At 42.8% G+C, this 24,093-nt stretch carries 22 protein-coding genes and 3 pseudogenes; 2 read left to right on the forward strand and 23 right to left on the reverse strand.

Annotation, left to right across the window (positions count from 1 at the left end):
* Positions 1-6: 6 nt before the first annotated feature.
* The 6 genes and pseudogenes from D8801_RS08610 to D8801_RS10025 all read right to left on the reverse strand — a co-directional run.
* Positions 7-1,698 carry a cache domain-containing sensor histidine kinase gene (locus D8801_RS08610; protein ID WP_125849207.1) on the reverse strand — a complete coding sequence of 564 codons (1,692 nt, stop codon included), beginning with the start codon at positions 1,696-1,698 and terminating at the stop codon, positions 7-9.
* Positions 1,695-2,432: a response regulator transcription factor gene (locus tag D8801_RS08615; RefSeq protein WP_125849209.1), complete on the reverse strand. Its 738-nt coding sequence runs from the start codon at positions 2,430-2,432 to the stop codon at positions 1,695-1,697. The genes D8801_RS08610 and D8801_RS08615 overlap by 4 nt, the downstream gene beginning before the upstream one ends.
* Before the next feature lie 262 nt (positions 2,433-2,694).
* On the reverse strand, positions 2,695-3,807 hold the full coding sequence (gene msrB, locus D8801_RS08620) for a peptide-methionine (R)-S-oxide reductase MsrB (protein WP_125849212.1): 1,113 nt from the start codon (positions 3,805-3,807) through the stop codon (positions 2,695-2,697).
* Positions 3,808-3,816: 9 nt separating this feature from the next.
* Entirely contained in the window at positions 3,817-4,380 is a 564-nt protein-coding gene (locus tag D8801_RS08625) for a redoxin family protein (RefSeq protein ID WP_125849214.1), read from the reverse strand.
* A 13-nt stretch (positions 4,381-4,393) separates the two neighbouring features.
* Positions 4,394-5,104: a thiol-disulfide oxidoreductase-associated membrane protein CcdA2 gene (ccdA2, locus tag D8801_RS08630; RefSeq protein ID WP_125849216.1), complete on the reverse strand. Its 711-nt coding sequence runs from the start codon at positions 5,102-5,104 to the stop codon at positions 4,394-4,396.
* Between the two features lie 162 nt (positions 5,105-5,266).
* Positions 5,267-5,410: pseudogene (locus D8801_RS10025) on the reverse strand (GNAT family N-acetyltransferase); the annotation flags it as partial.
* On the opposite strand from D8801_RS10025, the pseudogene D8801_RS10070 reads away from it, so the two are divergent.
* Positions 5,398-5,637: pseudogene (locus D8801_RS10070) on the forward strand (NUDIX hydrolase); the annotation flags it as partial. The pseudogenes D8801_RS10025 and D8801_RS10070 overlap by 13 nt on opposite strands.
* A gap of 28 nt (positions 5,638-5,665) precedes the next feature.
* On the opposite strand, the gene D8801_RS08645 reads toward D8801_RS10070, so the two are convergent.
* Positions 5,666-6,406 carry a MerR family transcriptional regulator gene (locus D8801_RS08645; protein ID WP_125849218.1) on the reverse strand — a complete coding sequence of 247 codons (741 nt, stop codon included), beginning with the start codon at positions 6,404-6,406 and terminating at the stop codon, positions 5,666-5,668.
* A gap of 358 nt (positions 6,407-6,764) precedes the next feature.
* Between D8801_RS08645 and D8801_RS08655 the strand changes: the two genes are divergently transcribed.
* Positions 6,765-8,105 (forward strand): sodium-dependent transporter, encoded by a 1,341-nt coding sequence (locus D8801_RS08655; RefSeq protein WP_125849270.1) that lies wholly within the window; start codon positions 6,765-6,767, stop codon positions 8,103-8,105.
* Between the two features lie 40 nt (positions 8,106-8,145).
* Here the strand turns inward: D8801_RS08655 and manA are convergent, their stop codons facing one another.
* From manA to D8801_RS08735, 16 genes and pseudogenes are all read right to left on the reverse strand, one after another.
* A complete protein-coding gene (gene manA, locus D8801_RS08660) occupies positions 8,146-9,090 on the reverse strand; it encodes a mannose-6-phosphate isomerase, class I (RefSeq protein WP_125849220.1) in 945 nt (314 codons plus the stop codon).
* Positions 9,091-9,347: 257 nt separating this feature from the next.
* Positions 9,348-9,608 (reverse strand): SemiSWEET family transporter, encoded by a 261-nt coding sequence (locus D8801_RS08665; RefSeq protein WP_001291473.1) that lies wholly within the window; start codon positions 9,606-9,608, stop codon positions 9,348-9,350.
* Between the two features lie 218 nt (positions 9,609-9,826).
* Positions 9,827-10,174 carry a VOC family protein gene (locus tag D8801_RS08670; RefSeq protein ID WP_125849222.1) on the reverse strand — a complete coding sequence of 116 codons (348 nt, stop codon included), beginning with the start codon at positions 10,172-10,174 and terminating at the stop codon, positions 9,827-9,829.
* A 110-nt stretch (positions 10,175-10,284) separates the two neighbouring features.
* Complete coding sequence (gene spxB, locus D8801_RS08675) at positions 10,285-12,060, reverse strand: pyruvate oxidase (protein ID WP_125406299.1); 1,776 nt, start codon at positions 12,058-12,060, stop codon at positions 10,285-10,287.
* A 210-nt stretch (positions 12,061-12,270) separates the two neighbouring features.
* A complete protein-coding gene (locus D8801_RS08680) occupies positions 12,271-14,493 on the reverse strand; it encodes a heavy metal translocating P-type ATPase (RefSeq protein WP_125849224.1) in 2,223 nt (740 codons plus the stop codon).
* A gap of 9 nt (positions 14,494-14,502) precedes the next feature.
* Complete coding sequence (locus D8801_RS08685; RefSeq protein WP_125849226.1) at positions 14,503-14,874, reverse strand: cupredoxin domain-containing protein; 372 nt, start codon at positions 14,872-14,874, stop codon at positions 14,503-14,505.
* A gap of 10 nt (positions 14,875-14,884) precedes the next feature.
* Positions 14,885-15,280: a CopY/TcrY family copper transport repressor gene (locus tag D8801_RS08690; protein WP_125849228.1), complete on the reverse strand. Its 396-nt coding sequence runs from the start codon at positions 15,278-15,280 to the stop codon at positions 14,885-14,887.
* Between the two features lie 126 nt (positions 15,281-15,406).
* Positions 15,407-16,036, reverse strand: a complete 630-nt coding sequence (gene pyrE / locus D8801_RS08695; protein WP_125849230.1) for an orotate phosphoribosyltransferase — start codon at positions 16,034-16,036, stop codon at positions 15,407-15,409.
* A 42-nt stretch (positions 16,037-16,078) separates the two neighbouring features.
* Entirely contained in the window at positions 16,079-16,780 is a 702-nt protein-coding gene (pyrF, locus tag D8801_RS08700) for an orotidine-5'-phosphate decarboxylase (RefSeq protein ID WP_001209287.1), read from the reverse strand.
* Between the two features lie 190 nt (positions 16,781-16,970).
* On the reverse strand, positions 16,971-18,089 hold the full coding sequence (locus D8801_RS08705; protein ID WP_125425051.1) for a cell division protein FtsQ/DivIB: 1,119 nt from the start codon (positions 18,087-18,089) through the stop codon (positions 16,971-16,973).
* A 9-nt stretch (positions 18,090-18,098) separates the two neighbouring features.
* Positions 18,099-19,157 (reverse strand): UDP-N-acetylglucosamine--N-acetylmuramyl-(pentapeptide) pyrophosphoryl-undecaprenol N-acetylglucosamine transferase, encoded by a 1,059-nt coding sequence (locus D8801_RS08710; RefSeq protein ID WP_125849232.1) that lies wholly within the window; start codon positions 19,155-19,157, stop codon positions 18,099-18,101.
* A 1-nt stretch (position 19,158) separates the two neighbouring features.
* A complete protein-coding gene (murD, locus tag D8801_RS08715; RefSeq protein ID WP_125849234.1) occupies positions 19,159-20,511 on the reverse strand; it encodes a UDP-N-acetylmuramoyl-L-alanine--D-glutamate ligase in 1,353 nt (450 codons plus the stop codon).
* A 103-nt stretch (positions 20,512-20,614) separates the two neighbouring features.
* Positions 20,615-20,791, reverse strand: a pseudogene (locus D8801_RS08720) (AAA family ATPase); the annotation flags it as partial.
* A 70-nt stretch (positions 20,792-20,861) separates the two neighbouring features.
* Entirely contained in the window at positions 20,862-21,266 is a 405-nt protein-coding gene (locus D8801_RS08725) for a PaaI family thioesterase (RefSeq protein WP_125849238.1), read from the reverse strand.
* A 69-nt stretch (positions 21,267-21,335) separates the two neighbouring features.
* Positions 21,336-22,817 carry a UDP-glucose--hexose-1-phosphate uridylyltransferase gene (locus D8801_RS08730; protein ID WP_125849239.1) on the reverse strand — a complete coding sequence of 494 codons (1,482 nt, stop codon included), beginning with the start codon at positions 22,815-22,817 and terminating at the stop codon, positions 21,336-21,338.
* 18 nt (positions 22,818-22,835) lie between these two features.
* Positions 22,836-24,014: a galactokinase gene (locus tag D8801_RS08735; RefSeq protein WP_125849241.1), complete on the reverse strand. Its 1,179-nt coding sequence runs from the start codon at positions 24,012-24,014 to the stop codon at positions 22,836-22,838.
* Positions 24,015-24,093: the final 79 nt, after the last annotated feature.

Here is a 24,093-nt window from a genome sequence, read left to right on the forward strand (position 1 = left end):
TGGGAGTTAGCTAGTTTCTATTCTATTTATGTATATTTCAACTGTCGTCCCTTTTTCGGGTGCAGAATTAATCTTCATCTTGTAATTGTCTCCAAAATGAAGTTTGAGTCGTTGGTCAACATTTTGAAGGCCAACTCCCCCACGTTTGAGCTGACTTTGACTACTATCGCCAGCAGCTTGGAAACCAACACCATCATCCTCAATGCGGATGACAAGCACTGTATCCTTTTTCTGGACAGAAACTCTAATATGTCCCTGACCGTCCTTTTCCTTGATACCGTGGTAAAGAGCATTTTCTACTAGGGGTTGTAGCACCAACTTGGGTAAGACTAGGTTTTCAAATACAGGATTTTCATCAATTTCATATTCCAGCTTATCTCCATAGCGTTGTTTCTGGATAAAGAGGTACTGACGGACATGATTGATCTCATCAGACAGGCAAATCAAGTCCTTACCTTGATTGAGCGCCAAGCGAAAATAGGTAGCCAAGGACTTGGTCACCTGAACCACTCGCTGACTATCCTGAAATTCAGCCATCCAGATGATAGTGTCCAAAGTATTGTAGAGGAAATGCGGATTGATCTGACTTGACAAGGCTTGAAGTTGGTACTGGCGGGTCGTTTCTTCCTGCCTGCGAATATCAGCCATTAGCTGATCAATCTGATCCAACATATCATTGAACTGGCGAGTCACTTCTCTCAGTTCATAGGCACCAGCTTCCTTGGCACGAAGATTCTGATCACCAGAAGCAATTTTCAGCATGGTTTCTCTCAAATCCTCCAAAGGCGCAATCCAGCGTTTGAGGCTGAACCACACCAAGCAGAGACAGGCAAGAAGAGATATTACACTAGCCCCAAGCAAGGTCCACATGAGTTGACTCCGAACCTGGTCTAACTTTTCCAGTGAAGACACGCCTATAACCGTCCAATCAGTTCCTGCAATCTTTTCCTGACTCACATAGGATTGGTGGTCTGGAGTATAACCCTGCCCTACCTCAATATAGGGTTTCATGGCATCCATTTCGCTAGACGAACTATAAACTGTGTGTTTAGGATGGTAAACAAATTCATGCTTTTCATTGATGATAAAGGCAAAACCCTGCTGACCCAACTGGAGTTGGTTGAGATAGGCTTCCAGAGTTTCGTAGGAAATGTCCAAACGAAGCACGCCCAAATTAGCTCCCTTTGCATCAACAAGTTCCTGAGTAACAGAAATGACCCACTGGCTGTCTGATTTACGAGCTGGTGTCAAAACCGGATTAGCCCCCTGATGAATGGCCTTTTGGTACCAATCCTCAGCCATCATATCTGAGGAAGTTTTCATCTGTACACTGTCATCAGTGGAAATGACCTGACCAGATTTTGTTACCAAAACCACAGTCTTCAAGTCCTGGTCTGCCTTCAAGATGGTCAAAAATAGATCTCGGATTCCCTTGACCTTGTCTTGACTGGGATTCTCAGCATAGGCTAACACATCCTTCTGCTGGGTCAAACTGGTTGAGGTGGTTTCTAATTTTTTGATATAAGACTGGATAAAGTGGCTAGTTTGACTGATAGTCGTTTGGCTATTGCCCTCAATAGTGGCCTCAATAGCTGATGAACTAGATTGATAATAGAAAGTCCCAACTACAGCTAGGAGAATGAGAAAGACCAGAAAGATGGAAATAACCATTCTGACTAGGAGAGAAGAACGCTTCATCGGCCTTCTCCCTTCTTAAACTGACGAGGTGTCACACCTGCAATCTGTTTAAAGCGTTGGGTAAAGTAGTTCATATCTTCAAAACCAACCTTTTCGGCTATCTGGTAAATCTTTAAATCCGTGGTCAAGAGCAAGAGCTTGGCTTGTTTGACACGCTCTCTCACCAAATAATCCTGAAAAGGTAGGCCCAACTCTTTCTTAATCAAGGAGCTCAGATAAGTCGAACTAAAGCCCAATTCACTGGCCAAAGACTTTAAACTAAATTGGCTGTCAGCTAGATGAGACTGGATCTTCTGGGCTATGTTTCCTTCAAACTTATCGGTCAGTAAATCTTGTAACTGCTCTTCCTTCTCTTCCTTATCTAGTTTTTGCTTGATTTTCCCTAACATTTCCTCAATATCCTGACGAGAAAAGGGTTTGAGTAGGTAATCATCTACACCGAGTTTGACAGCAGACAAGGCATAATCAAAATCATCGTAACCCGTCAAAAATACCAGATGCACCTGAGGATAGGTTTCTCGTACCAGACTGGCCAACTGGATGCCATTTAGCTGAGGCATATTGATATCAGTTAAAATGATATCTGGCACCTGCCTTTGAATCAAGTCCCAAGCCTGTCTTCCATTTTCAGCCTGACCGATGATTTCCATATCGTAGGCTGCTACATTGACCAGCTTGCTCAAGCCCTGTCTTACCAGATACTCATCTTCTACGATTAAGATTGTGTAGGTCATGCTCTGCTCCTTTGTCACTTACTAGTATCAGTATAGCAAAATTCTCCTCTAACTGCTTAGGAAAGCTCTCTTATACTCAATGAAAATCAAATAGCAAACTAGGAAGCTAACCGCAGGTTGCGCAAAGTTCAGCTTTGAGGTTGTAGATAAAACTGACAAAGTCAGCTCAAAAACACTGTTTTGAGGTTGTAGATGAAACTGACGAAGTCAGTAACTATACGTATGGGGACGGTAAGGCGACGCTGAAGTAGTTTGAAGAGTCTTAATCAACATAATCTAGTAAATAAGCATAACCTTTTTCTTCCATTTGGGCTTTAGGAATAAAGCGAATGGAAAGACTATTGATACAGTAGCGCAAGCCCCCCTTGTCTTCTGGTCCATCCGTAAAGACATGGCCAAGGTGAGAATCTCCAACTCGGCTCCGCACTTCCATACGCGTCATATTGTAAGACTTATCTTCCTTGTAAGTGGCAACATCCGGGCTGATGGGTTGGGTGAAACTAGGCCAGCCACAACCAGACTCAAACTTGTCCTTTGATGAAAAGAGAGGTTCGCCAGTAGCCACATCCACATAGATACCGGATTCAAATTTATCCCAGTAGCGGTTTGAAAAAGCTCGTTCTGTTTGATTTTTCTGGGTTACTGCATACTCCTCAGGTGACAAGGTCTTTTTCAATTCTTCATCGCTTGGTTTGGGATATTTGCTGGCATCGATGACGGGATAGGCAGCCTGATTGACATTGATATGACAGTAGCCATTTGGATTTTTCTTGAGGTAGTCTTGGTGGTAATCCTCAGCCACCACAAAATTCTTCAAGGTCTCCTTTTCAACTGCCAGAGGTTGGTCATATTTTTTAGCAACTTCATCAAAGACTTGGTTGATTACTTCCAAATCCTTGTCATCTGTGTAATAAACGCCGGTACGATACTGAGTCCCCACATCATTTCCTTGTTTATTTTTGCTGGTTGGATTGATAATGCGGAAGTAATGAAGCAGGATTTCCTTGAGGGAAATTTGGTTAGCATCATAGGTGACATGGACGGTTTCCGCATGTCCTGTTTGGTTGATCAATTCGTACTTGGTTGTTTCCCCTCTACCATTTGCATAGCCTGAAACGGCATCTGTCACTCCGGGAACGCGTGAGAAGTATTCCTCAACTCCCCAGAAACATCCCCCAGCTAGATAAATTTCATGCAAGTCTGCGTCTTTACTAATTTCTGTTTTTTTCACTGTTTTTCCTCCTTGACTAACTGAAGCTTTCTCAATTTGCGAGCTATCTGTCTGCCCTGCATTTCGCATCAATAGAAAATAGAAACCGGTTATGGCTAGGAGAATGACCCCTGCCAAGACAAAAAGTTTTACTTTATCATTCATAGCCTTTCTCTACCCCATTTCTTTCAATTCTTTTAAAATCATATCCTTATCCATAAAACCTGGTTGCGTTTTGACCAGCTTGCCTTCCTTGTCTATAAAGGCTTGAGTCGGGTAAGAACGAACACCATAACTTTCCAAAAGTTTGCCTGACGGATCAATTAAAACTGGAAAATTTTTATAATCCAATCCCTTGTACCAGTTCTTAAAGTTCGCTTCTGCTTGCTCCCCCTTGTGGCCAGGAGATACAACTGTCAAGACCACATAGTCATCACCAGCATCCTTAGCGATTTCGTCCGTATCTGGAAGGCTGGCTAGACAGATGGAACACCAAGAAGCCCAGAATTTGAGATAGACTTTCTTACCTTTGTAATCAGACAAGCGATAGGTCTTACCATCTACTCCTGTCAGTTCAAAATCAGCGGCTGTCTGACCCTTGGTGGCAGTTTGTGAACTGACTTGTTCTGTTTTGGATTGCTCCTTCATAGTAGACTCGTCTGACATGTTTTTAGCCGAACAGGCTGCTAAGCAACAAATTGAGCCTACTCCAAGGAGACATGTTTGCCATTTTTTCATTTCTTCTTCCTCTCTATTCAAATAATGTAGTCAAAATGGAAGCATTTCCCAAAAGCACCAAAATTCCCATCACGATAATGAGGAAACCACCCACTTTTTTGAGGGTTCCGAGGTAGGGATGAAGTTTTCGGAAATGTTTCAAAACATAGCTGGAGGCGAGAGCTAGAACCAAAAATGGTAGCGCCAAACCCAGTGTGTAAAGCAACATGAGACCAGCTCCCTGCCAAGCACCTGAGCCACCTGAAGCCGCTAAAGCCAAAACAGACCCCAGAACCGGCCCTACACATGGCGTCCAAGCAAAACTAAAGGTCAACCCCAGTAAAAATGCCTGACTATAACCGTTAGCGTTTTGATCCTGTCTCTTTAATTGTAGCCTTCTTTCCTTGTAGAGCCCCTGCAAATGTAAAACTTCCATCTGGTGTAAGCCCAAGAGAATGATAACCGCACCCGTCACATAATGAAACCAAGAAGCATACAGCAAATTGCCTAAAAAACCAGCTCCATAGCCCAGTAAGATAAAGATAAAAGAAATCCCCGCTATAAAGGCCAGAGTTCGCAATAAACTAACAAGTGAGATTGAAATTTTTCCGCTAGAAGCCTGAGCACCATCTTTGTCATCCAACAAGATCCCTGCATAGACCGGTAACAAGGGTAAGATACAAGGAGAAAAAAAGGAAAGAATTCCAGCAAGAAAAACACTGATAAAAAAGAATACATTGTCCATTGCCTTCCTCCATTCTTTGATTTGATAGGACTATTATAACTCCAAAACTCCAGAAAAAATAGGGACAATGATAGGGAAAAATAGGAATTTAATCAGCTTATTTAGAAATCTTACGAAAAAAAGTCAGACAAGGTCTGACTTTGATAGAAACAGAAAAGAAAATCACCTGTCTTCCCTACTTATCTGGTAATAAATAAGATCCGCAACGTAGTCTTTTCTCTCTACACCATTGGCAACCGTCTTAAGATAGGACATTCCCGCTTTTTCCATCACACGACCTGAAGCTGGGTTGAGACTGGTATGACGACGAGGATTACCGTTACGTCGTTCTATTTTACAAGACCGAACACTTTACTAGCGAGCTCCAATCTTCAGATGAAGGAAAGGTATGGTGGGAAGAGTTAGAAAATCTATCTCATCTAAAACTGGCAACTAAGGATATGTCTGATATGCTTCGTGTTTTTTTGGAAGATGATCTCAGTGAATTCTTCTACTATAAAGACGACGAAGATTGGCTTTATGATTTGAAGTAATAAATAGGCTAGGAAATTCCTAGCCTATTTATTCTGCATTTGTCTGAACGTAAGCCGCAATGACATCTGACGTGTACTGGGCTGTTCCAGAACCAAACTTGTCAATGTTTTCCTTAAACTCTGGGTTGTAGACGTAACCTTTACCGATATGACCGAATACCTCAATAGAGCAGTCAAATCCATAAGTACGGATGGCTTGCAAGAGTTTAGCAGCTTCTTCTTGATTTTCGTCTGCTGTTGCAGCTAGTCCATTTTTAAGGTTTTTAGCCAGAGCTTGAAAAACTTGGTTAAAGGCAGCCGTAGCCTCATCTTCTCTACCACTTTGGCGCTCGAGAGCCTGGCCCATGACTTCTTGACCATATTTCTCTACCGCCTCTTGGTGGTATTTTTGATGATCTTGATAGCTAAATCCAGTGAATTTTTCCTCAATCGTCATTTTTCTTTCTCCTTTTTGTTCTTGAATGGTTTTTTGCAAGGTGGAAATCAAGGTATCCAGATGTTGCCTTTCTCGAGTTAGATAGTCCAACTGCCTGGTCAAATGGGGCAATAAATCTGATTTATCTTCCTTTAACAGCTCTGCTATTTTTTCTAAAGAAAAGCCTAGATATTTATAATACAGAATGACCTGAAGACGTTCCAAATCCTCTTGACTGTAGGTTCGATAGCCGTTTTCCGACTTTAACGGAACCAAGAGTCCTATCTTATCGTAGTGGTGCAGTGTCTTTACAGAGACACCTGAAAGCTGCGCAGCTTCTTTTACATGGTACATGATTTCCTCCTTATACTCAATGAAAATCAAAGAGCAAACTAGGAAGCTAGCCGCAGGCTGTACTTGAGTACGGTAAGGCGACGCTGACGTGGTTTGAATTTGATTTTCGAAGAGTATTACATTGATAGTATAACCCCTCCCCTCAGGTCAGAGTCAAGCGTTTTTGCGAAATTTTTCTAACTTTTTGAGAAAGGTGTGAAAACTTGAAAATGGTTTTCTTGACAGACATCAGAAAACATGATAGGATAGTCAAGTCTATCAATCAAACAAAAGGCTCATAAAGAGCCATTGAGAGAAGGCTATTTGACAACTCAAGTAGCCTTTTCTTATTTTAAAAAAGGAGATTGGAGTTTCAACTATGTCAGAAAAATCGCAATGGAGCTCAAAACTAGGCTTTATTCTAGCATCTGCTGGTTCAGCTATCGGACTTGGAGCCGTTTGGAAGTTCCCCTACATGACTGCTGCTAATGGCGGTGGAGGCTTTTTACTAGTCTTTCTCATTTCCACTATTTTAATCGGTTTCCCGCTCCTACTGGCTGAGTTTGCCCTTGGCCGTAGTGCTGGCGTTTCCGCTATCAAAACCTTTGGAAAACTTGGTAACAATAACAAGTACAACTTTATCGGTTGGATTGGTGCCTTTGCCCTCTTTATCCTCCTATCCTTTTACAGTGTTATCGGAGGATGGATTCTAGTCTATCTGGGTATTGAGTTTGGGAAATTGTTCCAACTTGGTGGAACGGGTGATTATGCTCAGTTATTTACTTCAATCATCTCAAATCCAGCCATTGCTCTAGGGGCTCAAGCTTCCTTTATCTTGTTGAATATCTTTATTGTATCACGTGGGGTCCAAAAAGGGATCGAAAGAGCTTCGAAAGTCATGATGCCCCTGCTCTTTATCATCTTTGTCGTGATTATTGGACGCTCTCTCAGTTTGCCAAATGCCATGGAAGGCGTTATCTACTTCCTCAAACCAGACTTTTCAAAACTGACCAGTGCTGGTCTCCTCTATGCTCTGGGACAATCTTTCTTTGCTCTCTCACTAGGGGTTACAGCCATGCTGACCTATGCTTCCTACTTGGATAAGAAAACCAATCTGTTCCAATCAGGGATTTCCATCGTAGTCATGAACATCTCGGTATCCATCATGGCAGGTCTAGCCATTTTCCCAGCCATGTCAGCCTTTAATATCCAGTCTGAAGGGGGACCAAGCCTGCTCTTTATCGTCTTGCCTCAACTCTTTGACAAGATGCCTTTTGGAACCATTTTCTACATCCTCTTCCTCTTGCTCTTCCTTTTTGCGACAGTCACTTCTTCAGTCGTGATGCTGGAAATCAATGTGGGCAATATCACCAATCAGGACAACAGCAAGCGGGCTAAGTGGAGTGCCATTTTAGGAATCTTGACCTTCATCTTTGGAATTCCTTCAGCCCTATCCTATGGAGTTATGGCGGATGTTCACATCTTAGGTAAGACTTTCTTTGATGCCATGGATTTCTTGGTTTCCAATCTCCTCATGCCATTTGGCGCTCTTTGCCTTTCTCTCTTTACAGGCTATATCTTTAAGAAGACACTTGCCATGGAGGAACTCCATCTTGATGAAAGAGCCTGGAAACAAGGACTTTTCCAAGTCTGGCTCTTCCTCCTTCGTTTCATCATTCCAATCATCATCATCGTGGTTTTTATAGCCCAATTTATGTAATCAAAAAGGACTTGAGTAGTGAACTCAGGCCCTTTCTTTTTTATGGATGACTAACAATCAATTCCAAATCTTGTCCTTCTAAAGTCCAAGATTCAACATCACTTGGTAGGATAAAGTGGCTCCCTTTTTGGATTGGATAGTTTTTCCCGTCAACAGTTAGTTGACCTTGACCAGCCAAGACACTAAACAAGCTATAGTCAGCTGTCTTTTCAAAGTCAACTTTTCCAGTGATTTCCCATTTGTAAACTGCGAAGAAATCATTGGATACAAGGAGAGTGGAACGTAGATCATCTGCTTTGACAGTGACAGGTCGGCTATTGGCAGGTTCTCCAATGTTTAAAACATCGATGGATTTTTCAAGATGAAGTTCACGCAAGTTGCCCTTGTCATCCTTGCGGTCAAAGTCATAGACACGGTAGGTGGTGTCACTAGACTGCTGGGTTTCAAGAATCAAGATGCCTGCTCCGATAGCGTGCATGGTTCCGCTTGGTACATAGAAGAAATCTCCAGCCTTAACAGGGACTTTGGTAAGCAAGGCATCCCAGTTCTTATCCTCAATTTGCTGGCGGAGTTCTTCTTTTGACTTGGCATTGTGACCATAGATAATCTCTGAACCTTCCTCCGCAGCGATAATGTACCAGCACTCGGTTTTTCCAAGCTCGCCTTCGTGTTCTAGTCCATAAGCATCGTCTGGGTGCACTTGGACACTGAGCCAGTCGTTGGCATCGAGGATTTTTGTCAATAGTGGAAATACAGGTTCTGGACGATTACCAAACAATTCACGGTGCTCCTCATACAATGTAGCCAGGTCTGTTCCTTCATAGTGGCCATTAGCCACCTTTGAAACCCCATTTGGGTGGGCTGAAATAGCCCAGTATTCCCCGATTTTTTCACTTGGAATGTCGTAACCAAACTCATCACGTAGCTTGGTACCACCCCAGATTTTTTCTTGCATAACTGATTGTAAAAATAGTGGTTCTGACATGTCGATCTCCTGTCTGATTTTTCTTCCCTCATTATAGCAAAAAAAGAGTTCGAATTGAACTCTTTTTCAGTTCTTATAAAGTAGGGAGAAGATTTTATAAAAATAGTAACGAAATAATCTTTTACTTGATGGAGGAACCCTTAAAGCAGCACTCAGAAAGCTCGCTGTCAACGGCTGTTTTCCTCAACTCTCATTAGACTTTCTTTACTTGAGAATCTATTTTTATGTACAAAAAAAGACTGAAACCAGTCTTATTTTTAAATCAAAGCTGTGATAGCCGTTACTAGACCAAAAACGATACCTGGCGCATTGGCAGCTGCAAGTGGAATATCTCTTTCTTTCTTAAAAAGACCGTAGTAAACCCAAAGACTACAGTTAATGGCTGCGACCAAGGGTTGGATGAAGTTTCCTTTTTGACCAGCCAGGTTGTTCATAATTTGTGGGAAGTAAGACACGTACATCATAACAGACATGAAGGTCGCTACCCAGCCCAAAATTTTCATTTGTTTTTCAGACATTTTCAAAACCTCTTTCATTTTTATGAATCATATTTTATAATCTTTTTTAAAAACAATCAAGACTTTGAAGCTTTTGTTATGAAGATGTAAACTATCACAATCTTGTGATAAGAAAGAGGAAACAGAAAAAGACCGGATTGCTCCGATCTTTTCAATAGTTCATATTCTCACATTCTGTATTAAGAATAATTATGGTTAACGTCAAATGACTACGCGACCTATTTCATACGATAAAAATCAATCACTAGGCCAGCAGGTCCTTTAACTAGCAGGGACACCGTTCCCCAATCCGTTTCAGAAGGACCGTATAAAATCTCGGTACCAAGCTCTTTCAATCGTTGGTAGTTCTGCTCTACATCCTCAACCTCGATGTGAAGAATGATTCCTGACTGAAAATTGTTCAAAGGAATCAGGTGATTTTGTGATAACATAAGACAGTGACTGCCAATCGTAAACTGAGCAAAAGCATCATCAGCATAATCAGCCTTTTTATCCAAAAGTCGCTCCAAACCAGCACAGACTCTAGGAACATCTGCAACAATAATATCTAATTGATTTAAATTCATTTACTATCCTCCATAAAAAGACCGGATTGCTCCGATCTTTTCAAGTTCCGCTCTATGAAAATCAAAGAATAAAGTCTACACGCTTTACATTTGATTTTTCACGAGAGGAATTATTTGATTGCGCGTGATTGCAATCCTTCTTCTTCCAAGAAGAGGCGGAATGGTACGAGTTCTTCTGCTTCGTATTTTTCCTTGAAGGCTTTGATTGCTTCTTCTGAGTGAAGTTTTGGATCGAGTTCAAGCACTTCTACTGGAAGTGGACGGTGTTGCGTGATGCGCGCATCGATGACAACAGTTTTACCTTCTTTGTTCAATTTAACAGCTTCTGCAACAACTGCATCGATGTCTTCGATACGATCTACTGTAAATCCAACAGCACCTTGTGCTTCAGCGATTTTCGCATAGTCAGCATTAGGGAAGTCACAACCAAACAAGTGTTTGTTTGTGTCTTCGTATTTGTCCTTGATGAAGGCATATTTACCATTTGAGAAGACAACGTTGATAACTGGAAGGTCGTATTGAACGTTTGTGATTACGTCTGGGTAGCACATGTTGAATGCACCGTCACCCATGATGTTCCATACTTGGCGATCTGGGTTGTCTTTCTTAGCAGCGATACCACCAGGAAGGGCAATACCCATTGTCGCAAAGAGTGGAGATGTACGCCACATGTTCTTAGGTGTCATGTGAAGGTGACGAGTAGATGTTTGAGTAGTGTCACCTACGTCGATTGAGTAGATAGCGTCTTGATCAGCATGTTTGTTGATTGCATTGTAAACTTGGTACAATTGCAACTCACCCTCAGTTTTACCTTCGAGTTTGTTCATGTAATCACGCCAGTTTTGGTTATTCTTAACGTTTGCACGCCACCATGGAGTTGATTCAACTGGGTTTACTTTGTCAAGGATTGCTTTAGCTGCTTGACCTGCATCACCAAGGATAGAAGCATCAAGGGCATGACGTTTACCAAGTTTGTATGGGTCGATGTCCACTTGGATGAATTTTTCAGTGTTCTTGAATGCTTCGTAAACTTCAGCAAATGGGAAGTTTGAACCAAGGAAAAGAACTGTGTCTGCTTCGAAAACCACTTCATTGGCTGGTTTCCAACCAACACGGTAAGCAGAACCTGTCAAACCTTCGTAGTTCCATTCGAAAGCTTCAAAGTTTTTACCAGTTGTGATGATTGGTGCTTTGATTTTACGTGACAATTCAGTGATCACTTCACCAGCTTTAACACCACCGTAACCAGCATAGATAACTGGACGTTCAGCATTGTTCAAGATTTCAACAGCTTTGTTGATTTCAACTTCGTTCAATGCAGGAGCGATGAATGAACGCTCGTAAGAACCTGAACCGTAGTATGAGTTTTCGTCGATTTCTTGGAAACCGAAGTTTACTGGGATTTCAACAACAGCTGGACCCTTTTTAGAAACTGCAGCACGGCAAGCTTCGTCGATTACTTTTGGCAATTGCTCAGCGTAAGCTACACGTTTGTTGTAGACAGCGATACCGTTGTACATTGGGTTTTGGTTCAATTCTTGGAAGGCATCCATGTTGAGTTCGTTAACTGGACGTGATCCAAGGATAGCAAGGAATGGAGTGTTATCCATAGCTGCATCGTAAACACCGTTGATCAAGTGAGTCGCACCTGGACCACCTGAACCTACTGCAACCCCGATTGAGCCACCAAACTTAGCTTGCATGACCGCTGCAAGAGCACCTGTTTCTTCGTGGCGAACTTGCAAGAAGCGGATATCTTTGTCTTCAGCCAAAGCATCCATAAGTGAGCTGAGTGTTCCTGATGGGATACCGTAGATTGTGTCTACGCCCCATGTCTTCAACACGTTGAGCATTGCTGCAGATGCAGTAATTTTCCCTTGAGTCATAATAACTCTCCTTCAAAATAATTTCATACATTTACAAAAAGCGCTTTTATATGTTGTTTGAAAGCGATTCAGTAAATTTACAATCCTAATTTACCACATTTACTTTGAGTATCCTAAGAATGTGCTCAGAAGTCTTCATTCTCTATTACAGCACAGACTGGAAACGTTTTTAATATCTGTTTTATAATAAAAAGCGAGTAAGCCCGCTTTTTAGTCTATCTTAGTAACATTTAACATGAGTGAACTGGTCAGAACAGATACAGAACTAAAGGCCATGGCTAGACCTGCCAGTTCTGGATTGAGAACGAGACCAATTCCTGAAAAGACACCTGCTGCAATCGGAATTCCGGCGACATTGTAGATAAATGCCCAGAAAAGATTGAGCAGAATTCGATTAAAGGTTTTCTTACTCATGTCAAAGGCACGAACCACTCCTAGGAGGTTATTAGTTGTCAACACCAAATCTGCTGACTCGATGGCAATATCTGTTCCAGCTCCCATAGCAATCCCCACATCTGCTACACTGAGGGCAGGAGCGTCATTGATACCATCACCAACAAAGGCTACTTTTCCAGCTGATTGTAGTTTATGGATTTCATGGGCTTTTTCTTCTGGCAAGACACCTGCAATGACCTCTTCGATTCCGATCTGATCGGCAATAGCACGCGCCACGCCAGCATTATCCCCTGTCAGCATGACTGTTTTAAGACCTCGTTTTTTCAACTGACTGATGGCAAGCTTAGCATTTTCCTTAGGAATATCTTGCAGGGCAAGCAAGCCTTTGATTTCATTGTCAACAGCCAAGTAGACAACTGTCTTAGCTTCTTTTTCTAGTTCTTCTAGTTTTTCTTGATAAGTGCTAGAAATGTTCATGCCATCCAGCATTTTAGCATTTCCTAGCAGAACTTGTTTTCCATTGATTTGCCCTGAGACACCTTTTCCGTGCAAGGCTTGGAAATTTTCCACAGTTTGAATCTCAAGTCCAGCTTCACTCGCTCGCTTGACAATGGCCTCAGCCAGTGGGTGTTGGGAAGCTTCTTCCAAGGAGGCTGCCAATCCAAGCACTTCTACTTCGTCGCCGATGATATCTGTTACCACAGGTTTCCCTTCCGTCAAAGTCCCGGTCTTATCAAAGACAATAGTTTGAACTTTCTGGATTTCCTGTAGGACGGTTCCATTTTTAAGAAGAACTCCCATCTTGGCACTACGACCAGTTCCCACCATGAGAGCTGTCGGTGTTGCGAGTCCTAAGGCACAAGGGCAGGCGATAATCAACACTGCTACCCCATAAAGTAGAGAGGTCACAAAGCTAGCCTCAAGCAAGACAAACCAAACCCAAAAAGTCAGAATCGCTAAAATGACAACTGCTGGGACAAAAATCCCTGAAATCTTATCTGTCAAATCCTGAATCGGTGCTCGGCTGGTCTGGGCTTTCTTCACAAAGTCCACAATCTGTGCCAAGACAGTCTCTGAACCAACTTTTTCTGCTTTAAAAACAAGCGTTCCGCTATTATTGATGGTTGAGCCAATGACGGTATCTCCAACTGTTTTGTCTACCGGCAGGCTCTCACCTGTCACCATAGACTCATCAATACTGGACACACCTTCGACTACAACCCCATCAACCGCAATCTTTTCACCGGGACGCACTCGAATCAGGTCACCTACCTTGACTTGCTCCAAGGGGATTTGAACATAGCTATCTTCACGCAAGACTTCTGCTGTTTTAGCCTGCAAGTCCAGTAGTTTCTCCACAGCTTGGGAAGTATTTTTTCGCATTTTTTCCTCAAAAACTGCTCCCAAAAGAACGAAGAAGAAGATAAATGCAGCACTTTCAAAGTAAACGGGGAGACCAGCGAAGAGGGCAACTAAGCTATAGAAATAGGCCACTAGGGTTCCAAGAGCAACCAAGCTATCCATGTTAGCATTGTGCTTTTTAAAACTAGCCCAAGCACTTTGGATATATGGACCACCTGCTACTAGCATAATGGGTGTTGTGGCTAAAAAGGTGCCCCAACGCATGACTTGGTGACTAATTCCTCCTGTCGACATCCCAATCATGAGAATCACAAGAGGCACAGTAAAGATACTAGTAATCCAAAAACGTTGCAAAAGTGACAAAGATTTTCGAGTCTTCTCAACTACGGTATAACTTCCCTTTTGCATCTTCATACCACATGAGAATTCATGCTCACCCAACTCTTGAGGTGTAAAACGAATTGTCTTTTCTTCATCTACGCCGATTGGTTCCAAGATGTCTTCTTCTTCAAACAGAATTTCCTTATAACAGTTTGAAGGAGTTGTACGATGAAAGGTAATTTCAGCGGGAATTCCTTTTTGAAGCTGGATGTGGGCTGGATGGTAGCCTTTTTCAGCTGTGATATGGATTTTTTGAACACCATTTTCAAGACTTGCTTTTACAATTTCAGTCATATCATTCTCCTATTCTACAATCATCTTACCGTGCATCATATTCATGCCACAAGAGAAACCATACTCTCCTGCCTGTTCAGGTGTGATTTCCACTACATACTCTTCACCCATAGGCAAGTCCGCATGCACTCCAAAATCTGGGAAAACAATCTGATCTAGGCAGGGTGAAGGGTCCCTGCGATCAAAGACGATACGGGCTGGCACTGATTTCTTAAGAATAATCAACTCAGGCGTATAGCCCCCTTTGACTTCCACTCGAATCTCTTGGTAGCCCTTTTTTTGCTGGGCCTTTTGTTCAGATTTTTCAGGCTTTTTGAAAAACCAAAACAAGATAAACGCGATAAGGGAAATACAAATAATGGTTACAATACTATTTAACATGACGTCTCCTTTACATACAATTACATTTTACTTCTGTTACAGCGCTAGCTTTTTTCTCAGAAATCACAGCTTCCAAGTCTTCCAAGTCAGCCTGAGTAAAATCACATTCGGCAATCAAATCAGCCAACAAGTTCTTAATCCTACGAGAACAAACCTTGTCTTTGATATCTTGGACAAGCAAGTCTCGGCTTTGGTCTAGTGTTAAAAGGGCTGAATAGACAAAGGACTTGCCCTCTTTTTTTCTAGTTAAACATTCTTTCTCAACCAAACGAGCCAAAAGAGTCTGAACTGTAGACTTGGACCAGTCAAACCGCTCTGCCAAAACCCTGATCAAATCGCTACTGGTCTGTTCGCCCTGCATCCAAACAATCTTCATGACCTGCCATTCTGCATCTGAAATCTGCATAATCACACCTCCTAAATCTACATTTGTCGATTACAGTTATTAGTATACTCCATAAATCTACATTTGTCAATTAAAAAGAACTGATGCTATGCATCAGTTCCATCAAAATCTAAGAAATGAATTTCTCTATCCTTGCCAATTTTCTTGGTCTTCTTTGAATCGTTTTAAGAGATCCAATCCCTCTGGTGTGATGTAGCCTTCTTCCTGAGCTAGGTGGATGAGCTCGCTGTAGTTTGAGAGAGTCACCAGTTTCACACCTGCGTTTGCAAAGTTCTTATCTGCTTTTAGTAATTGATAACTAAAAATAGCTACTACACCGAGAACATCTGCTCCTTCACGCTTGGCAGCTGCTACCGCTTCGAGAACTGAACCACCAGTTGAGATCAGATCTTCTACAATTACCATTTTTTGCCCCTGGGCTACACGACCTTCGATTTGGTTGCCTGCTCCGTGGTCTTTTGGTTTGCTACGGATATAAGCAAATGGTAGGTTCATCTTGTCCGCGATGATAGCTCCGTGTGGAATCCCTGCTGTCGCAGTTCCTGCAATCACTTCAACCTCTGGAAAGGCTACTTTGATAGCATTCACAAAACCATTTTCAATCAAAGTTCTAGTTTCCGGGTAAGCTAGGGTCACACGATTATCCGTATAGATAGGTGACTTGATACCAGATGCCCAAGTGAAAGGCTCTTCTGGTTTGAGATAAACCGCTTGAATTTTCAATAGATGGCTAGCAATGTCTCTAGCAAGTGTCATGGTATACTCCTTCTTATCCTTAAATCTATAATCAAATACGCTTTAGACCCAATCGCGTGTCCATTCTTCCTTGATAGCATGGTAGGCTGCCACAGGATCTTCTGCCTGTGTGATAGGACGGCCTACTACAATGTAATCACTACCGATTTGATAGGCTTGACCAGGGGTCACTACGCGTTTTTGATCCGCTGCTTCAGCACCTGCTGGTCGAATACCTGGTGTCAAGCAGATAAAATCTTCGTTTGTCGCCTCCTTGATGAGTTGGGCTTCTTGGGCTGAGCAAACAACACCATCTAATCCAGCTTCAGCTGTTTTCTTAGCATAGTGAATCACTGATTCTTGCAGACTAGTTTGGATATTTTGACAGTCTTGCATCTGTTCCTCGGATGTTGAGGTCAATTGGGTCACCGCGATAAGAATCCCTTGATCACCAAGGCCTTCACGCGCGGCCTGCATCATCTCAAGTCCACCTGCAGCCTGAACATTGGTCATATCGACACCCAGACTTGACAAGATTTTCATGGTTGACTTGACCGTATTTGGAATATCATGCAACTTGAGATCCAAAAAAACACTATGTCCCAATGATTTTAAATAACGCACAACCTCGGGACCTACTGCATAGTAGATTTCCATTCCTACCTTGACATAGAGTTTTTCCTCTGCTGGAAAAAGAGCTAAAAATTCTTTGGCTTCCTCGAAACTTGGAAAATCCAGAGCAATGACTGGGCGACTCTCACGCATTCTTTTCTCCTATTCTTTGCTGACAGTCCATTGCTCAAAAAAAGGAACCTGCTAGCAGCTAGGTTCCACGAAAAACGGGTAGTCTCCACCCTTTCACTGTCTAACCTTAGCTGCCTCTCTGGACTGCTTTAAAAGTTTTCTACTATTCTATTATTTATAACGACACTTGTCAAGTAAAAACTGAAGATTCTTATTCTTGTTTCTTTTCTTCAGCTTTTTTTTCTTCCTGTTTTTTCTTCTCTGCTTCTTTAGCTTCTTGTTTAGCCTTTTCCTCAGCTTCTTCTAAACGTTTATCAGCCAGGCTAGTGCTATAGATTCCTGCCTCCATATCGATGAAGCTCGGTTCTGACAATTGTGGCTTAATTTTGCTGTAATAAGGCAATTTCTTACTCAATTCTGACAAGGGAACCAAGATTTCATCTGTATCCTGCATAGTAATTTTTAAAAGATCAGCAGTTGCCTTACTTGGCGCTAATTCGATTTTCTGGATTTGACTCTTGATATCCTCACTGATGGTAGACAATCCTGTTATCAGCTCTTTCACCTGCTGCTCATCGTTAAAGGTGACTGTTAGGTAGGTCTCAGGCAGATTCAAAAGGTTGACAGGGCTTGAGTCAATTGTTCCACTAGATAGGATTGGATAGTGGTCTTCACCTGTCACATAGTAGCCAACAATCTCAAATTCTTTGACTTCAATCGTAAAGTTTGTCGGAAATTTGTAGTCAATCTTTGCTGACTCTATCCAGTGATTAGACTTGATCTGCTCAGCGTATGTTTCCTTATCCAACAATAGGGCTAAGGTATAGTCGCTGTCCTGAATCCCAGAAACTTGTTTAATGTCATCCGCTTGGGTCTGGACATTTCCCTTAACCTCGATATGCTTGATAGTCGAAAGAGGGGTCAAGAGATAGATAGAAAGGAGGAGAACCAGAACACTCGGTACCAAGATACTCACAGCTCGCCAAATATGAATAGGAGCAATTTTAGGCTTGGCAGGTTTTTCTGATTTTTCTTTTTTCTTCTTTTCTTTTTCTTCTTTGACTTTAGGATCATCCTTTTGAGTTTTCTCAGCTTTCTCGGAGGGTTCCTCGCTTGTACTTGAGGCTTCCTCATCTGACTCACTCGAGGATTTCTTGGCCTCCTCTAACATCTTAGAGTTTTCCTCCATTCGAGCTTGTTTTTCCTTTTCTTTCTCCTCAGCTAGGGCAGCTTCTTCCTCAGCCTTCTTTTTCAAGTATTCCTGGTTTCGTTTCTGCCATTCAGACAATTCTTGCTTCTGGTTTGATTCTTTTTTCTTATCCTTTGACATTGATATTCCTTATGCTAGGTCTTTTCTTAATAGATCGTAAAAATCTGCAAGAGATTTCAATTCAGTCGAAGCTTTCATGCTAGCTTGGTATTGGTCCTTGTGACTAAGCAGGTGGCTGAGTTTCTCCTCCAAGCTTTCCAAGGTCAAGTCACTTTCTTGAAGTTCTTCTGCATAGCCTTTCTTAACAAAGTAGGCAGCATTTTCAATCTGGTCTCCTCGACTTGCTTCACGACCCAATGGTACGATGAGATGGAGTTTCGCCATAGCCAAGAGCTCGAAAATCGTATTGGCACCGCCACGGGTCACCACCACATCTGCCATCTCCATCAAAGGTTGATAGAGATCCGTCACATAATCAACACGAAAGAGATTTTGACTCAACTCGTTCAGGCTTGAATCTCCAGTGAGATTGATAATATTGTAGCGTTCGGTCAGTTCTTGCTTATGATCTGTCACCAATTGGTTAAAGACACGAGCTCCTGCAGAACCTCCGACAAATAATACGGTTGGCAATTTAGGATCAAAGTGGGTTTGGATATCCACCAATTCATCTGGTTCAGGAATTTTTTGGTCTGAGACCTTGGTCACAGCCCCCACATGCTCGACCTTTACGAGACCAGCAGCCTGCTCAAAGGTTGAATACATCTTAGTCGCAAATTTATAGGCAATTTTATTGGCCAAGCCCATAGACAGGTCCGATTCGTGAATAAAGACAGGCACTCCTGACACTCGCGCTGCTATAACCGGCGGTACAGAGACAAATCCTCCCTTAGAAAAAAGAGCCTGTGGACGCAGTCGTAACATGATAAAGAGCGATTGAACAATTCCCCAACCAACTTTAAAGACGTCCAGCATATTTTGCCAAGAGAAATAGCGACGCAACTTCCCAGTCGCAATGGAGTGGAAGGTCACATTCAAGCCTGACTTGAGGATTTCTTGGTGTTCGATTCCGTGTTTATCACCAATATAGTGAACTTCCCAGCCGTCTTCGATGAACTTAGGCATTAACAAAAGGTTGAGGGTGACATGTCCAACCGTCCCCCCACCTGTAAAGACAATTTTTTTCATATTATTCCTTTAACTCCGCTACTGTGTCGATGAAAAGATCTCCACGTACTTCAAAGTTAGCATACATATCCCAGCTAGCATTGGCAGGACTGAGGAGAACCACATCTCCTTGAGTCGCGAGCTCATAAGCCTTGCGGGTCGCATCAGCAATATCTGTCGCATCTACATAAGCCACACCAGCCTTCTCTGCTGCCCGTTTGACACGTTCTGCAGATTGACCGAGGATAACCATCTTCTTGAGCCCTGTAATATCTGGCACCAATTCGTCAAACTCATTGCCACGGTCCAAACCACCTGCAATTAAGATAACCTTACTGTTGTCAAATCCTGACAAGGCTTTTTGAGTAGCCAAGATATTGGTTGACTTGCTATCGTTATAGAATTTGACCCCCTTGATTTCATCCACAAATTGGAGACGGTGTTTGACACCTCCAAAGGCTGAAAGAGTTTCCCTGATGGTTTGGTTGTCTACACCACGAAGCTTGGCAACAGCAATGGTCGCAAGGGCATTTTCTACATTGTGGCTACCTGGAACACCGATTTCATTAGCTGCCATGACCACTTCCCCACGAAAGTAGAGTTGACCATCTTCCAGATAAGCTCCATCAACCTTTTTAAGTGTTGAAAATGGTACAACGGTAGCTTGTGTTTTGCTAGCCAATTCTTTTGCCAAGTCTTGGTTAAAGTTCAAGACAAGGAAATCAGCTGCTGTCATATTATTTTGGATATTCCACTTAGCTGCCACATAGGCCTCAAAAGAACCATGGTAGTCGATATGAGTGGGCATGAGGTTGGTAATAACCGCAATCTCAGGATGGAATTCTTGAACACCCATCAGTTGGAAAGAAGAAAGTTCCATGACAAGCGTGTCCTTAGCCGTTGCAGTTTGAGCCACTTGACTGGCAGGATAGCCGATGTTCCCTGACAAGAGACCATGTTGGCCAGCAGCAGTTAAAACTTCCCCAATCATCGTCGTTGTGGTTGTTTTCCCATTTGAACCAGTGATACCGATAATCGGCGCTTCTGAGATCAAGTAAGCCAACTCCACCTCAGTCAAGACTGGAATCCCCTTTGCCAAAGCCTTTTCAATCATGGGATTGCTATAAGGAATCCCTGGATTTTTCACCATCAGAGCAAACTCTTCATCCAAGAGCTCCAAAGGATGGCCACCAGTGACAACCTTGATCCCTTCTTCCAGCAAACTTTGTGCAGCAGGATTTTCCTCAAAAGGCTTGCCGTCATTTACCGTCACAATGGCACCTAGCTTGTCCAACAAACGGGCTGCAGACTCACCAGACTTAGCCAAACCTAAAACAAGGACTTTCTTATTTTTAAATTGATCGATTACTTTCATGTCTCAAACTCCATTTCTACTCCTACTATTTTACCATTTTTACGGAAATAAAAAAGCCACAAAGTGTATTTGTGACTCTTTCTTCTAACTTAATGTTCTCTTATCATCGATGAGATAAATCGGTAACTCGAGTTACTTGGTCCACTTGCTCCCAGATAAGAGGATTGTGGGTCGCAATAATAATCGTTCGATTCGGATTTTTTAATGATTCTAGGATAGAAAGTAATTCCTCAGAGTTTTTGGGGTCTAGTGAAGCGGTTGGTTCATCTGCGAGAATCAAAACTAACCTGCACTCCAAAAGTTCGACAAAAAATATCTAACCCTTAGAGTGCAGGTCAACTCTCAGTACTTTATATCCTTACCTGTCTTTCTGCTGACCGCTGGCCTGTGACAAACATGGTAAAGGTGGCTTTGCAGACATTTCTGCCTTCTTGATTGGTGATATCGACATCTACTACACAAGTGGTACGTCCTTGGTGGACGCATTCTCCTTTAATGGTCAGTACATCGTCGAGTTTTCCTGCCTTGAGGTAGTTGATAGAGGACTGGAGCGTCACTCCATCAAGCCCCAGCGAGATGACCACTAGACCACTAATTTGATCACAAAGAGTAAAGAGATAGCCTCCATGGGCATTGCCATAGTAGTTGAGCGACGAGTCCACTACTTTCGTCGTCACCACAACATGACCGTCTCTCATTTTTTCTATTTCGTAATTTTCAAAGGCAGATATAGCGTCAAAATGAAAATCTTTCATTGTTTCCTCCTGATATTTCAAACGACACTATGATACTACTTTTTATAGGACTGTGCAAGGAGAAAGCTCCTAGTCTGGCAAAATTCCTACCTGTTCTACAAAGCGCATAAAGGCTACCTGTCCTTGTTCCGTTTGCTTATACACCCCTGCATCCTCCAAAACACGTGCAAAGGTAGCACCCACAGAGTCCTTGACGATTTCAAGGGCTTTTTCTTTATCCGCTAGGTCTGGATGTTGAGCTTTGAGTTGGTCTGCCCATTCCTGATGATAAGAGGCAACTGTATCCCCCTCTCCCACGAGATAGCTAGCGACTTGTTCCACTTCTGCTTTCAGACGTGGTGGCAAAATAGCCAGCCCCATGACCTCAATCAAGCCGATATTTTCCTTCTTGATATGTTGGACATCCTTGTGGGGATGATAAATTCCATCAGGATGTTCTGGTGATGTCTGGTTGTCTCGCAAGACCAAGTCCAACTCAAACTGACCATCGCGTTTACGGGCAATCGGTGTAATGGTATGGTGTGGTGTTCCATTACTTTCTGCCAAGACTTGCACACTTGGATCTGAATACTGGCGCCATTCCTGCAAAATCTTATCAGCCAAGTTGATCAAATCTTCTTTGAAATCCGAAGTCAAACGTAGCACTGACATAGGCCACTTGAGAATCCCAGCCTTGACCTGCTCAAAACCAGCAAATCGGAAGGCCTTTTGCAGAGGAGCCAATTCCATAGGAAAAACATGTCGCCCTCCCTGATAGTGATCATGAGTCAAGATAGAGCCCCCCACGATCGGAAGGTCGGCATTTGAGCCCGCAAAATAGTCTGGAAACTGCTCTACAATCGCCAGCAGACGCTCAAAACTCTGACGACTAATGGCCATGGGACGATGCTGACCGTCTAAGAAGATACAGTGCTCATTAAAATAAGCATAGGGCGAATACTGGAAGCCCCACTCCTGACCAGCCATTTCAAAACGGATAATTCGGTGATTGCTACGAGCTGGATGGTTAACTCGACCATGGTAGCCTTCATTCTCTAGACAAAGCTGACACTGGGGATAATTGCTAGCTTGCACCAACTTGGCTGCCGCAATCTCCTTTGGATCCTTTTCAGGCTTAGAGAGGTTGATGGTAATCTCAAGTTCTCCATAGTCAGATGGTACACGATAAGCAATATTTTTAGCAATGGCCTTGAGTTTGATGTAGTCATTTTTCTGGCTAAGTTGATAAAAGTCCGCAATTGCCTGCTCAGGAGAGTGGGCGTAGGTTCCCCAAAAGTCACGATTGACCTGACTTGGACAAGGGGTTACCAAATTCATTAGTTCAGCACCGAGAATTTCACGCGCAGTCTGACTGTCCTCAATCATCTCTAATCGAACCGCCTCCTCAACCAACTGGTCCTTGAGGTCAATCAAATCCTCCAGATTCGTCTCAACTTCCAAAACACCTTCGCCCACTCGAGCCAAAACACGATTGGTCAGGTAGATTCGATCCATTTCCTCAAATGAACTTTCAGAAATGATATGTGTTACAAATTTATCTACTAAGGTCACTATAGAGCCTCCTTTTAACTAGTCAAGGACGCGAGTTCCACCTGCAACTTCAGCAATATAGAAGCTTGGAGCATATCCAACTACTTCCTCGTAGTGTTTACCAACAGCTGCTTTAAAGGCCTCAACAGTATCTTTTTGCACCAAGGCAATGGCACAGCCGCCAAAACCTGCCCCTGTCATACGAGCACCGAGAACACCTGCTTGTTCCCAAGCTGTGTGAACAAGAGTATCCAATTCCAAACCAGTTACTTCATAGTCATGTTCTAGAGAAACGTGGGACGCATTCATCAAGCGACCAAATGTTTCCAAATCACCTGCTTGAAGGGCTGCTTGAGCTTTAAGGGTACGTTGGTTTTCAAGCACAGCATGACGAGCACGTTTCAAACGATTTTCGTCTTTGATTAGGTAGCTGTATTGGTCAAATGCCCATTCATCCAATTCACCCAAGGTCTGAATATCCAAGGCAGCTTGCAATTCTTCCACTGCTTTTTCACACTCAGCACGGCGCTCATTGTATTTAGAGTCCGCCAATTCACGGCGTTTATTGGTATTCATGATGACAACGACATTGTCCTTCAAATCAAGTGGTACCAAGTTGTATTCTAGAGTATTAGTATCTAGGTAAATAGCACGTTGGTCAGCCCCCATACCGATAGCAAACTGGTCCATGATACCAGAGTTGACTCCGATAAAGTTGTTTTCTGTTTGTTTTCCGATTTTAACCAAATCCAAACGATCTAGTTTTAAATCAAAGAGATGCTCTGCCACGACCCCTGTCAAGAGTTCCAAGGATGCTGATGAAGACAAGCCAGCACCATTTGGAATATTCCCAAAGACATAAAAATCAAAACCTTTGTCAATGACATGGCCAGCTTCTTGCAAGAAATGGAGAACCCCTTTTGGATAGTTGGTCCAGTTGTGCTCTTTTTCAAACTTGAGGTCAGCGAGAGGAACTTCGATGATGCCCTTGTCCTCAAAGTTGGCTGAGTAGAAACGCAAAACTTGGTCGTCACGCTTGCGAGCCGCCCCATAAGTTCCCAAGGAAATCGCAGCCGGAAAAACGTGACCGCCATTATAGTCCGTGTGTTCACCAATCAAATTGATACGGCCTGGTGAAAAGAAAGTTTGGTCTGCTTCTTGACCAAAAACGGCAAGAAAGTCTTTGCGAAGGGCTTCAGCAGTAAGATGTTGTGTCATATGAATTCTCCTTTGACTGTCCGTTAAGTCGTCTTAACGTGTAATCGTTTTCTTCTATTGTATCCAAGGCTTTTGCCAA

Origin of the sequence: Streptococcus oralis, from assembly GCF_003943415.1 — a bacterium.
Classification (GTDB): Bacteria; Bacillota; Bacilli; order Lactobacillales; family Streptococcaceae; genus Streptococcus; species Streptococcus oralis_BJ.